This window comes from Pseudomonas sediminis (genome assembly GCF_002741105.1).
GTDB lineage: Bacteria > Pseudomonadota > Gammaproteobacteria > Pseudomonadales > Pseudomonadaceae > Aquipseudomonas > Aquipseudomonas sediminis.
Window position 1 is genome coordinate 257,887 of record NZ_NIQU01000002.1, and the last position, 14,158, is coordinate 272,044.

The 14,158-nt window shown below is 65.6% G+C and carries 1 protein-coding gene; it reads left to right on the forward strand.

Annotation, left to right across the window (positions count from 1 at the left end; all coding sequences use genetic code 11):
• Window positions 1-11 precede the first annotated feature (11 nt).
• Complete coding sequence (locus CDO35_RS06760) at window positions 12-14,072, forward strand: non-ribosomal peptide synthetase (RefSeq protein WP_099523176.1); 14,061 nt, start codon at window positions 12-14, stop codon at window positions 14,070-14,072.
• Window positions 14,073-14,158 lie beyond the last annotated feature (86 nt).

Sequence of the window (14,158 nt, forward strand, 5' to 3'; positions counted from 1 at the left end):
AGGTCAACCGGATGACGAACAAGACCGCAAACCACCTCGAAGACGTCTACCCGCTGTCGCCCCTGCAGCAAGGCATGCTGTTCCAGAGCCTGCTGCACCAGGAGTCAGGGGTTTACCTCATGCAAGATCGCTATCGCATTGGGGGTGACCTGGCCATCGAGCCATTCCTCGAGGCCTGGCGGCAAGTGATCGCCACTCATCCGGCGCTGCGTACCAGCTTCCTGTGGAAGACGCAGAAACAACCGCTGCAGGTGGTACACCGCAAGATCGACGACCCGGTTGAATACATCGACCTCGAAGGGCTCGCGGCCGAACAACAGGAAGCCCATATCCAGGCCCTGCTGGAACAGGAGCAGCGCAACGGCTTCAATCTGGCCAAACCGCCGCTGATCCGCGTGCGCCTGGTGCGCCTTGGTGCCGGTCGCCATGAAATGATCCGCAGCTTCCATCACATCCTGATGGACGCCTGGTGCATCTCGCTGATCATGGTCGATTTCATCGACGCCTATGCCGCACTGCGTCAGGGATTGAGCGCGAACATACGCAAACCGAGGCCTTACCGCGACTACATCGCCTGGCTGCAACAGCAGAGTGTGCCCGAGGCGCAAGCCTTCTGGCAGGAACAACTGCAAGGGCTGGACGCAGCGACGCCGCTGGTGATCGAACGCCAGACCCGGCAGAGCCAGTACCGTGAAGCGGTACTGGTCGACGATACCGCGATCCATTTCGACGCCCAGCAGACCCGCGAGCTGACGCAGTTCTGCCAATCCCGACGGATCACCCCCAACACCCTGTTTCAGGGCGCCTGGGCCTTGCTGCTGAGCCGCTACAGCGGGCTGCGCGACGTACTCTTCGGCGTCACCGTATCCGGCCGTCCGCCACAACTGGCTGGCGTCGAAGACATGATCGGCCTGTTCATCAATACCCTGCCCCTGCGCGTACGAATCGACGAACAGCAAGACCGTACGTCCTGGCTGCAGGCACTGCAGCGGCACAACCTGGCGTTGCGCGAGTTCGAACACAGCGCGCTGGTGGACATCCAGGGCTGGAGCGACTTCCCCCGTGGCGAAGAGCTGTTCGACAGCATTCTGGTCTACGAGAACGCGCCCATCGACGACAAGCTGTTCAGCGGCGAGCTGAGCTTCAACCTGGACGACATGGAGCACAGCGTACACACCCACTACGGCCTCACCGTCGTGGTCATGCCGGGCGAGCACCTAGCCGTGCGTATCTCCTATGACCGCCGACGTTTTGCCCGTGACAGCGTCGAGCGTCTGCTCGGCCACCTGCGCCAGATCGTCCTCGACATACTCGCAGAACCCAGCGCCAGCCTCGCCTCGCTGCAGTTGCTGAGCGCGCAGGAGCGCCAGACGCTGCTGGTGGACTGGAACCACACGCAGCAACCTTTCCCCCTGGATCGCACCTACGCCAGCCTGTTCGCTGAGCAAGTGGCACGCCAGCCGGACAAGACCGCCGTGGTCTGCGCCGGAGTAACACTCAGCTATGCCGAACTGGACGCCCGCGCCAGCCGCATCGCCGCCGCCCTGATCGAGGCTGGTGCCGGCCCCGACCAACCCGTAGCCCTGCTGGCCGAACGCGGCCTGGCCCACCTCACCGCACTGATCGCTATCCTCAAGGCGGGCGCTTGCTACCTGCCGCTGGAGATCAAGCACCCGCCGCAGCGCCTGGCGGAAATCCTCGAATTGAGCCTGGCACCGCTGATGCTGGTCGGCGACAACCAAGGCCCACTGGCCGATGAACTGTGCACCCGCCTAGGCCACGCAGCGCCGCAGTGCGTCAGTATCGAAGCACGCTGGCTGCAAGGTGCTGTGCCCAGCCTTACACCGCGCGGCACGCCGGACGACCTCGCCTACGTGATTTTCACCTCCGGTTCCACCGGCACGCCCAAGGGCGCCCTGGTGGAACAACGCGGCATGCTCAACAACATCTTCGGCAAGATGCCGACCCTCGGACTCGGCGAGCATGATCACATCGCTCAGACCGCCTCGGTGGCCTTCGACATTTCGGTCTGGCAGTTGCTTGCCGCGCCGCTGGTCGGCGCCACCGTGCATATTCTGCCGGATGTCGTCAGCCATGATCCCGAGCGCCTGCTGCAAGCCCTGCAGGACGAGCGCCTGACCCTGTGGGAAGCTGTACCGGCGGTGATTCGCGGCGTGCTCGCCGCCAGCACTCCGGCCACCCGTCTCGAGAGTCTGCGCTGGCTGCTGCCCACCGGTGAAGCACTGCCGCCGGCCCTGTGTCGTGACTGGTTCGCCCGGTTCCCCCACGTGCCGTTGATGAATGCCTATGGCCCGGCGGAGTGCGCCGACGACGTGGCGTTTCACGCCATCACCGCAGCGTCCGACGAACAGGCTCAGGCCATGCCCATAGGCCGGCCGACGCCGAACACCGAGCTGTACGTGCTCGACGATGCCCTGCGCCCCGTGCCGGTAGGAATTCCTGGCGAAATCTGCGTGGCCGGCGCTGGTGTCGGCCGCGGCTATCTCAATGACGCCGAGCGCACCCGTGCGGCCTTCGTCGACCATCCTTTGCGCCCCGGTGCACGTTTCTACCGCACAGGCGATCTGGGCCGCTACCGCGCCGACGGGGTGATCGAATTCCTCGGCCGCCGTGACCAACAGGTAAAGATTCGCGGCCACCGCATCGAACTCGGCGAGATCGAAGCCAAGCTGCAACAACACCCGGCGGTGAAAAGCGCCGCCGTGGTGGTGCGTGTCGACGCCCGTGGCGAAGCGCAACTCGCTGGATACTGGGTCGCCCATGAGGGCCAGCCCCTCGACAGCACCGTGCTGAAGCTGGCTCTAGACACTCAGCTACCGACCTACATGGTGCCGCAGCACCTGCTCGAACTCGACGCCCTGCCGCTCAATGCCAACGGCAAGGTCGACCGCAAGCGTCTGGCCCAACGCGAGCTGGACTGGAGCGGCGCAGCGGGCGAAGCCATACCGCCGGCCAATGCCACCGAGCAGGCCCTGTACGGCATCTGGCAGGACATCCTGGCGCTCGAACACTTCGGCGTCACCGACAGTTTCTTCGCCCTGGGCGGCCATTCGCTGCTGGCGACCCAGATGCTCTCGCGCATCCGCGCCAGCTTCTCCGTCGAGCTACCGCTCAAGGCCCTGTTCGAGTGCCCCAGCGTGCGCCAATTGGCCCAGGCCATCGACCAGCAGAAAGACAGCGGCGAACAGTCTCAGCTCGAGAAAATCGTGGCAGCACCACGCCCCCAACGCCTGCCTCTGTCGTTCGCCCAGCAACGACTATGGTTCGTAGAACAACTGAATCCTGGCAGCGCCCACTTCAACATTCCGTTCGCCTTGCGCCTGAACGGCGAACTCGACATCGAGGCCCTGCGCGCCAGCTTCCAGTGGCTGATCGAACGCCATGAGGTGCTGCGCACCGCCTTCCCCAGCGACGGCGGCCACCCCCACCAGCGCATCGTCGAGGCGCTGACATTCGAACTGCCATTGACCGATTGCACAGGCCCGCATGAGTCTGCCGTCCAGGACGAGCTGCAAGCCTGGTTCGCCCAGCCCTTCGACCTGCTGCAGCCGCCATTGCTGCGAGCCCGCCTGCTGCGTCTGGGCAAACGCGAGCATGTACTGGCCATCACCCTGCACCATCTGGTGTCCGATGCCTGGTCGGCCACCCTGGCCCTGCGCGAGCTGACCCAGTTCTATGCCGCCTTGCACGCCGGCCAGGCCCCGCAACTGGCACCGCTGTCGATCCAGTACGCCGACTTCAGCCTGTGGCAACAGCAACGCCTGCAACCGGCGGCGCTGCAACCGCACCTGGACTACTGGCAAACCCAGCTAGCCCGCGACGATGACAGCGACTATCTGCTGGAACTGCCGAGCGACCGCCCACGTCCGGCCACCCAGTCGCATCGCAGCGGCATGCTCGCCGCTCGCCTGTCGCTCCAGGCCAGCGAACGTGCCCGAGCCCTGGCAGCAAGCCTGCAACAGTCCACCTACAGCCTGGTGTTCGCAGCCTTTGCCACCTTCCTGCACCGCATGAGCGGCCAGGACGATCTGATTCTCGGCACACCGGTGTCCAATCGCGACCGTGCGCAAACCCAGGCGATGCTCGGCATCCTGCTCAACAACCTGCCGATCCGCGTGCGTTTCCAAGACCAGACCAGCTTCGCCGACCTGGCCCGTCAGGTCAGTGCTACCCTGCTCGATGCCCAGCGCCACCAGGAGCTGCCCTTCGAACGCCTGGTCGACCACCTGGCATTGCCACGCCGTCTCAGCCACGCACCACTGTTCCAGGTGATGGTTGCCCAGCAACTGCCACTGGAGCGCCGGGTACGCTTCCCTGACCTCGACTTCGAGGTACTGGATACACCGCTCAGCCATTCCGAATACGATCTCGATCTGCACATCGTCACGCCAGCGCAGGGGGCCATCGAGCTCAACCTGCTGTTCGCCCTCGACCTGTTCGAACCCACCACCGCCGAAAGCTGGCTACAGCGTTTCGTCCAGCTGTTCGACGCCATGCTGGAAGCGCCCGAGCAGCCACTGGGGGAGCATCACCTGCTCGCCCCAGAGGAACGCCAGCGCACCCTGCACGACTGGAATGACAGTGCGCGTGAACTGCCCTCCGCGCCTAGCATCCTCGATACCTTCGAAGCGCAGGTGACGCGCTCGCCGCAGGCCGTCGCCGTGCAGCACCTGGCGCGCAGCCTGAGCTACAGCGAGCTCGACGCGCAGGCCAACCGTTTGGCCCACTATCTGCGTGCGCAAGGCGTGGGCAGCGGCCACTGGGTCGCCCTGTGCCTGGACAAGACCCCGGAACTGGCAGTGGCCATTCTCGCGGTGCTCAAGTGCGGCGCCGCCTATGTGCCAATCGACAGCGCCTACCCGGCCGAACGAATCCGCTACATCCTCGCCGACTGCGCAAGCAGCCTGCTGCTGACCGATGCCGAGCTGGCAGCACGCCACGCCGACCTGCCGGTACGCCAGTTGGTGCTGGAACACCTGCAGTCAGAGCTGGCCCAACTGCCGGCCAGTGCCCCGACACGCGACCTCGACGACGATGCGCCCTTCTACACCATCTACACCTCCGGCTCCACCGGTCAGCCCAAGGGCGCGGTAGTTACCCATGGCGGCGTGCGTAACCTGCAGCACTGGTATCTGCGCACGCTGGGCTGGCACCAGGGCGACAAGGTGCTGTTGGCCAGCGCCACCGGCTTCGACCTGACGCAGAAGAATATCTTCGCCCCGCTGCTGTCCGGCGCCACGCTGGTCATGCCCAGCACCCAGGGTTACGAGCCGCAGGCACTGCTGCGGGACATCCGCGAGCAGCGCATCACCCTGCTCAACGGCGCACCCAGCGCCTTCTACCCGCTGCTGGATCTCGCTGCTGCCGACCATTGGCACGACCTGGCCAGCCTGCGCGCGCTTGTCTTGGGTGGCGAACCGATCCGCATGGAGCGCCTGCGCCCATGGCTCGACAGCGGCAACGGCCACTGCCGGGTGATCAACAGCTACGGCCCCACCGAATGCACTGACGTGGTGGCCTGGCACGAGGTGAGCAACGAAACCGATGCAGCGCCGCCCATAGGCCGCCCCGTGGACAATACTCAGTTGTACGTGCTCGACCGCTACGACCAGCTACTGCCAGTGGGCGTCCCCGGTGAAATCTGTATCGCCGGCGCTGGCGTCGGCCCTGGCTACCTGCAACGCGAAGCACTGACTGCCGCCGCCTTCGTCGCCAACCCGTTCGGTGCCGGTCGCCTGTACCGCACCGGCGACCTGGGCCGCTACCTGGCCAACGGCGAACTCGAATTCCTCGGTCGCAAGGACTTCCAGATCAAACTGCGCGGCCTGCGTATCGAACCCGGCGAAATCGAGCAGGCACTACGCCGCCTGGATGGAGTGCGCGACAGTCTGGTACTGGTGCGCGACGAGCGCCTGCTGGCCTATGTCCTCACCGCTGACGGCGCCCCCGCACAGGCTGACTGGCGTGAGCGCCTGGCCAGCTTCATCCCCGCATACATGTTGCCGCACTCGCTACAGGCCCTGCCGCAATGGCCATTGAGTGCCAACGGCAAGATCGACCGACGCGCGCTGCCACAGCCCCAGACCGAGAGCGAAGCGCAGTGGCAAGCGCCAGAGGGCGAGCCTGAGACGCGCCTGGCCGAGCTCTGGGCCGATATCCTGCAAGTGCCTCTCGAACAGATCGGGCGGCAGTCCAACTTCTTCCACCTGGGCGGTCACTCCCTGCTGGCCACCGTCCTGTTGACCCGCATCGTCGAAACCTTTGCCGTCGCCCCCAGACTGCGCGACCTGTTCGAACAGGCGACCCTCGCCGAGCAGGCCCAACTGATCGCAAGTGCGTGCGGGCAGCCGACCCGGCACCTGCCGACGCTGCAAGCCGGGCCACATCCGCAACGCCTGCCGCTGTCCTTCGAGCAACAGCGCCTGTGGTTCCTCGAACAACTGGCACCGGGCTCGGGCGAATACAACATCAGCACCGCGCTGACGCTCATCGGCACGTGCAACAGCGAAGCACTGCGCCAGGCCTTCGACACCCTGGTCGAACGTCACAGCCTCCTGCGCAGCCGCCTGCTCGACGATGACCAGGGCGGGCAGTTGCTGATCGATGCCCCCAGCCCTTTCCACGTGGACGTGGAGGACTATGCTGGCGCTCCCAACGACTGGGACGCGTATCAGCGCACGGCCGCCGAGACCGAATCCAAACGCGCCTTCGACCTGAGCAAGGAACATCCGCTGCGCGTCCGCCTGGTACGCCATGCCGAGGCCAATCAGGCACTACTGTTGCTGACGCTGCACCACTGCGCAGGCGATGGCTGGTCCGTGCAGGTGCTGCTGGACGAACTGGCCAGCAGCTACCGTGCAACCCTGGAAGGTCGTCGTGCCGAGCTGCCGACATTGCCCGTGCAATACGTTGACTATGCTCTGTGGCAACGCAACGAGGCACGCCAGCAGCTCTATCGCCAACAACTGGAGTACTGGCAGAGCAGGCTGGAAAACGGCGACTACCGTCTCGAACTGCCTACCGATCTGCCACGTCCGGCCAACCTCGACAACCGCGCCGGCACCTGCTTCGCCCAACTGCCTAGCGCGTTGGCCGAGCGCCTGCGGCAGTTCGCTCGCGAGCGCGAGGTCACGCCGTTCATGCTCCTGCTGGCCAGCCTCAAGCTGTTCCTCGGGCGCTACAGCGGGCAACAGGATCTGCGCATCGGCACGCCAGTGGCCAACCGCCGCCTGCAGGCTGTGCAGCCCTTGATCGGCTGCTTCGTCAACACCCTGGTGATTCGCTCCGAACTCACCCCGACGCAACGCTTCGGCGACTACCTGGCTCAGGTCAGGCACGCTGTGCTGGAGGCGCAGGAACATCAGGACGTGCCCTTCGAGCAGGTGGTCGAACATCTGGCACCGGAACGCGACCTGGCACACACGCCGCTATTCCAGGTGGCGTTCGTCATGCAAAACAGCACACGAGCTTCGCTCGCCTGGCCAGGCCTGCGCCTGCAACCGCTGGATATCCGCTCGCCTGCCGCCAAATTCGACCAGAACTGGGAAGTGCACGACGACGGTGAAACCCTCTCGGTGATGCTCGAATACCGCGCCAGCCTGTTCCATGACGCAACCATGCAGGCCTGGCTGCAGCAGTGGCTAGCCTTCCTCGAGTGCCTGCCGGGTGCAGTGGATACACCACTCGCCCAGCTCTCGCCCCTGAGCGAAGCAGATCGCCAGCGCCAGTTGCAGCACTGGAACGACACCGCCCGCCACTACCCTGGCCCCACGACCCTGAGCGAAGCCCTGATCCGTCAGGCACAACTCGACCCCACGGCCCCTGCGTTGATCTACGAGGGTGAAACCCTCAGTTATGCCCAGTTGCACCAGCGCGCCGACCATCTGGCGCAGGCCCTGACGGCCCAGGGTATCGGCCGCGAGCAGGTCGTTGCCGTGTGCTTGGAGCGCAGTATCGATCTGGTGGTGGCTTTGCTGGGCATCATCAAGGCCGGTGCCGCCTACCTGCCACTCGACCCGCACCTCCCGCCGGCACGCCTGGCGTTCCTGCTTGAAGATGCCGACTGCCCGCTGGTGCTGACCCACGCCACCTGGCGCGAGCGCCTTCCCAAGACACTACCGACCTGGTGCTTGGAGCAGCCGCTAACCGCTCAAACCGCCGCGGCCCAGCCGGTGGCCAACCAGCCCGGCGACCTGCTGTACGTGCTCTACACCTCCGGCTCTACCGGTCAACCCAAGGGGGTGCTCAACGAACACGGCGCTCTGATGAACCGCCTGTACTGGATGCAGGACGCCTTCGCCATCGGCGCAGGTGACCGCGTGCTGCAGAAAACCCCTTATGGCTTCGACGTATCGGTGTGGGAGTTCTTCTGGCCGCTGATCACCGGCGCCTGCCTGGTACTGGCGCGCCCCGGCGGGCATCAGGACAGCGGCTACCTGATGGAGCTGATCCAGCGCGAGCGCATCACCACCCTGCATTTCGTGCCCTCGATGCTGCAGGCTTTCGTCAGCGAACCAGGCCTGGAGAGCTGCACCTCGTTGCGCCAGGTATTCGCCAGTGGCGAGGCCTTGCCGCTGGCCCTGCAGCAACGCTTCCAGGCGCGTCATCCGGCACGCCTGATCAACCTGTACGGCCCTACCGAAGCGGCCATCGACGTCAGTTGCTGGATCTGCGACCCGACCTCGACCCTGGGTTTCGTACCGATCGGCAAACCTATCACCAACCTCAAGCTGTACATCCTCGACCCGCACCTCAACCCGCTGCCGATGGGCGCTATTGGCGAGCTGTACATCGGCGGCGTCGGTCTGGCCCGTGGCTACCTGAACCGTCCAGAGCTGACTGCGGCGGCCTTCGTCGACAGCCCCTTCGAGCCCGGCCAGCGCCTGTATCGCACCGGCGACCGCTGCCGCTTCCTGGCCGATGGCACCATCCAGTACCTGGGTCGCCTCGACCACCAGGTCAAGCTGCGCGGCCAGCGCATCGAACTGGGTGAGATCGACGCCGTCCTGCTCGCCCAGCCAGGTGTACGTGAGGCCGTGACCGTACTGCGCGACGACCTTGGCAGCCCGCAATTGGTGGCCTATCTGGTGGCCAGTGAAAGCGGGCTGGACATCACCCGGCTGCAGGCTGAGCTGACGCAGACGCTACCGGCGCACATGCTGCCGAGCGTGCTGGTGGAACTGGCGACATTGCCGCTCAACCAGAACGGCAAGCTGGATCGCAAGCAACTGCCACGACCACAGCTAGACCAGGAGCAGGCAGCGCTAGACGCGCCGCTGGGTGAGGTCGAGCGACGCATGGCAGCACGCTGGGCCGAGTTGCTGGAAGTACCAGTCGAGCTGATCGGCCGCGACAGTCATTTCTTCCGCCTCGGTGGACACTCGCTGCTGGCCACCATGCTGCTCGCCCGTCTACGTCAGGAGTACGGCCAGGCGCCGGCCCTGCGGCAGTTGTTCGAACAGCCGACCATGCGCGCCTTCAGCGCCCTGATCGGTAACTCGGCAACCAGCACTGCCGCCGAGCTGGCACCACAGCCACGCCCCGAGCGCTTACCGTTGTCCTATGCTCAGCAACGCCTGTGGTTCCTCGAACAGCTCAATCCTCAAGCCGCCGAGTACAACATCACCTCGGCCGTGGAACTCAGCGGTTCGGTACACCTCGACTGGCTGCAACAGGGGTTGGCCGAAATTGTCAGCCGTCACGAGGTGCTGCGTGGCTGCCTGCAGGAGCGCGGCCATGGCGCCGAACTGCTGATCGATGCAGAAGGCCGTGCACACCTGAACATCGAAACACTGACGGAAGCGGACTGGGATGCCCAGGTCGCCCGGCGCATCGACGAAGAAGCCCGACGCCCCTTCGACCTGGCAACTGGCCCGCTGCTGCGTGGCAGCCTGTTGCACGCAGGCCAGCGCACGTTGTTGCTGCTGACCTTGCACCACACGGTCGCCGATGATTGGTCGATGCAATGCCTGATCGATGAGTTGGCCGAGCTCTATCGCGCCCGCAGCGAGCAGCGCGAGGCAAGCTTGCCGGCCCTGCCGGTGCAGTACATCGACTACGCGCTCTGGCAACGCCTGCCGGAGCAGGCCGAGCGCTACCGCCAGCAGTTGCATTACTGGCAGAGCGTGCTCGGCGACGGTGACTACCAACTGGAATTGCCCACCGATCATCCGCGTCGTGCCGAACTCGACACCGCCAGCGGCTTCCACGCCCTGGTGCTGCCCGCTGCCCTCGCCCAGCGCCTGCGTCAAGCCGCACAACAGCAGGGCGTAACGCTCTATGTGCTGTTGCTGGCAGCTACCCAGGTATTGCTCGGTCGCCTGGCCGGTCAACGCGACGTGCGTATCGGCACCGCCGTGGCCAACCGCGACCTGGCGCAAACCCAGGCGCTGATCGGCTGCTTCGTCAACACCCTGGTGATCCGCGCCGAGGTCGATCCGAACCAGTCGTTCGCGGTGTTCTTGCAACAGGTCGGTGAACAGGTATTGAAAGCCCAGGAGCACCAGGAAGTGCCCTTCGAGCAAGTCGTCGATGCGCTCGTCAGCCAGCGTGACATGACCCGTACCTCGCTGTTCCAGGTGCTGTTCGCCATGCAGACCGCGCGCCTGCGCGCCGACGCCTGGGCGCCGCTGACACTGCGCGAAATGGAGGTGCCGTCCACCGCATCCAGTTTCGACCTGAGCTGGGAAGTGCACGACGACGGCCAGCGCCTGTCGCTGCGTCTGAAGTACAAGCGCCAGCTATTCGAGGCCGACACCATCGCCCGCTGGAGCGATGCCTGGCAGCACCTGCTGGACGAACTTGCCGGGCAACCGCTGCAGACGCTGGGCGAACTGGATCTGCTCGGCGCCGCCGAACGCGAACGCCAGATGCAGTGGAACGCCACGGCCAAGGCCTACCCGGGCCCACACAACCTGGCCCAGGCCCTGGCCGAGCAGGCCGCGCGCAGCCCCGATGCCCCGGCACTGGTCTGTGCCGAACAGCGCCTGAGCTATGCCGAGCTGCAGGCCCGCACGGGTGCCGTGGCTCGCGAGTTGCGCGCACGCGGTGTGGGTCGCGAACAAGTGGTCGCCGTGTGCATGCAGCGCTCGGTAGAAGTGGTCGTCGCCCTGCTCGGCATCATCCGCGCCGGCGCCGCCTACCTGCCTCTCGATCCAGAACTGCCAACGGCACGCCTGGCACTGATGCTGGACGATGCCAGCCCGGCCCTGACACTGGTGCAAGCGGACACGGCGTCCTGCCTGCCGGTAGGCACGCCTCACTGGTGCCTGGATGCCTCGACACTGGAGGACGGCCCGCAACCCGAGCCGATCAACCAGCCTGGCGATCTCGCCTACGTCATCTACACCTCGGGCTCCACCGGCCTGCCCAAGGGTGTGCTCAACGAGCATGGTGCGCTGATGAACCGCCTGTATTGGATGCAGGATGCCTTCGCCATTGGCGCGGATGACCGCGTGCTACAGAAAACGCCCTACAGCTTCGACGTGTCGGTATGGGAATTCTTCTGGCCATTGATCACCGGTGCCTGCCTGGTGGTCGCAAAACCCGATGGTCATCGCGACAGCCACTATCTGGCCGAGCTGATCCAGCGCGAACGCATCACCACACTGCACTTCGTACCCTCGATGCTGCAGGCCTTCGTCGGCGAGCCGGCGCTGCCACGCTGCACCTCGCTGCGCCAGGTGTTCGCCAGTGGTGAGGCCTTGCCTCTGGAACTGCAACAGCGCTTCCAGGCGCGCCATCCGGCACGCCTGATCAACCTCTACGGCCCCACCGAAGCGGCCATCGACGTAAGCTGCTGGGTCTGCGAACCAAGCTCGCCCCTGGGCTTCGTACCCATCGGCAAGCCGATCGCCAACCTGCAGCTCTACATCCTCGACGAGGCACTCGCCCCACTGCCGATTGGCGCAGTCGGTGAGCTGTACATCGGCGGTACGGGCCTGGCCCGTGGCTACCTGAATCGCCCAGAGCTGACCGTCGAGCGCTTCGTGACCAGCCCGTTCGACGCAGGCCGGCGCCTGTACCGTACCGGCGACCGCTGCCGCTTCCTGGCCGACGGCAACATCCAGTACCTGGGTCGCTTCGACCATCAGGTCAAACTGCGCGGCCTGCGTATCGAGCTGGGCGAGATCGACGCCACCCTGCTCGACCAGCCTGGCATCGAGGCAGCGGTCACCGTGCTGCGCGAGGACCTGGCCACGCCGCAATTGGTCGCTTACCTCTGCGGCCCCGAGACTCTGGATGTCGAAGCGCTCAAAAAGTGCCTGGGCCAGCAGCTTCCGGCGCACATGGTGCCGGCGTTCATGGTGCAGTTGCCGACCCTGCCGCTGAGCAGCAACGGCAAGATAGACCGCAAGGCCCTGCCCAAGCCTGAAGTGGAACGCCCGGTTCGCCAACACCGCGCGCCAAGCAGTGCCACCGAGGAGGTGCTGTGCCGGCTGCTCGGCGAACTGCTCGGCATCGAGCGGCCGAGCATCGACGACAACTTCTTCGCACTCGGCGGCGATTCCATCCTGGGTTTGCAGTTCATCGCCCAGGCGCGCGCTCAAGGCATTGGCCTGACACCACGCCAGCTCTTCCAGCAACGCACCCTGGCCGACCTCGCGCTGGTTGCCAACCAGGTCGAACAGTGTCAGGCCGAACAAGGCGTGCTGGAGGGCGAAGCTCCCCTGTTGCCGATCCAACACTGGTTGCTGGATCGCTCCCTGGCCGAGCCCGGCCACTGGAACCAGTCGGTACTGCTCAAGCCCAGCCAGCCCTTGCAGGTCGAGGCGTTGCAAAGCACGTTGCAACGCCTGGTCGAACAGCACGACGCGCTGCGCCTGCGCTTCACCCGTGATGGTGGTCAGTGGCACCAGCGCTATGCCGATGTTCACCAGGCCGTTGATTTCGCCCAGGTTCGCCTGGCGGAGCCCTGCACGGCACAAGCCCTGCGTGACTGCATCGCCGAACGGGTCGAGACGACCTTCGACCTGGCCAGCGGCCCGCTGATCCGCGCCTTGCTGATCGATCTCGCCGACGGTCAGCAGCGTCTTTACCTGGTCGCTCATCACCTGGTGGTGGATGCGGTGTCCTGGCGCCTGCTGTTGGAAGACTTCAGCCAGCTCTACCCGCGCCTGGCCGCTGGCCAGAGCATCGAGTTGCCGGCCAAGGTCAGTTCCTACCGGCAGTGGGGCCAGCGCCTCTGGCAACAGGCCGCCAGCCCGACGGTGCAGGCGCAACGCGACTACTGGCTGCAGCAGATACGCCCCGGCGAATTTCCGGCAGATCAGCCGCAGGCCGACAACCGCGTGGCCGACGAAGTGAGCCTGAGTGGCATGCTGAGCGTCGAGGAAACCCAGGCGTTGCAGCAGGCACAGGGCAGCTACCGTACCCAGGGCCATGAATTGCTGCTCGCCGCCCTGGCCAGTGCGCTGCACGAATGCTCGGGGGCCAGGGCCATCGGCATCGACCTGGAAGGCCATGGCCGCGATGCCGCGTTCGCCGAACTGGATGTCAGCCGCACGGTGGGCTGGTTCACCCAGCTCTACCCGGTGCACCTGGAGCTGCCGCAGGGCGGCGACACCGGCGCCCTGATCGTCACGGTCAAGGAGCAGTTGCGCGCCGCTGCGGACAAGGCCATGGGCTACGGCCTCCTGCGCCACCAAGCCGAAGCCCCCCTGCCGGCGCACTGCCATTCGCTGCTGTTCAACTACCTGGGCCAGCTCGACGGCGTCGGTGGAGGCGGTCTGCTGCAACTGAGCGACGAACCGCTGCCGCCGACCGTCGCCGCCGACTCGCCACGCAGCCACGACCTGGAAGTGGTGCTGGCGATCATCGCTGGACGCCTGCAGGTGGAGATGAAGTTCGCCGGCCTGCGCTATGCGCCGGCCAGCCGCGAGCGCCTGTTGCAGGCCTATCTCGCGCACCTGCGCACGGTCATCCACCACTGCCAGGGCAACCAGACGGGGCAACTGTCACCAACCGACTTCCCGCTGGCCAAGGCGCTGAACCAGAAGAACCTGGACACCCTTCTGAGCAAACTCAAGAGCAAACCGATCTCGCAGAGCTAGCAGGCGCCGCGCTGGCTGCCCCACGGGGCGCCGGCGCACGCCCTGCACTCCACACGTTTTCACGGCCTACGGACTGGAACAAGAAT

Bases quoted from the DNA above. Each gene is read 5' to 3' on its own strand.
- CDO35_RS06760 (WP_099523176.1), top strand. From the start codon at position 12: ATGACGAACAAGACCGCAAACCACCTCGAAGACGTCTACCCGCTGTCG.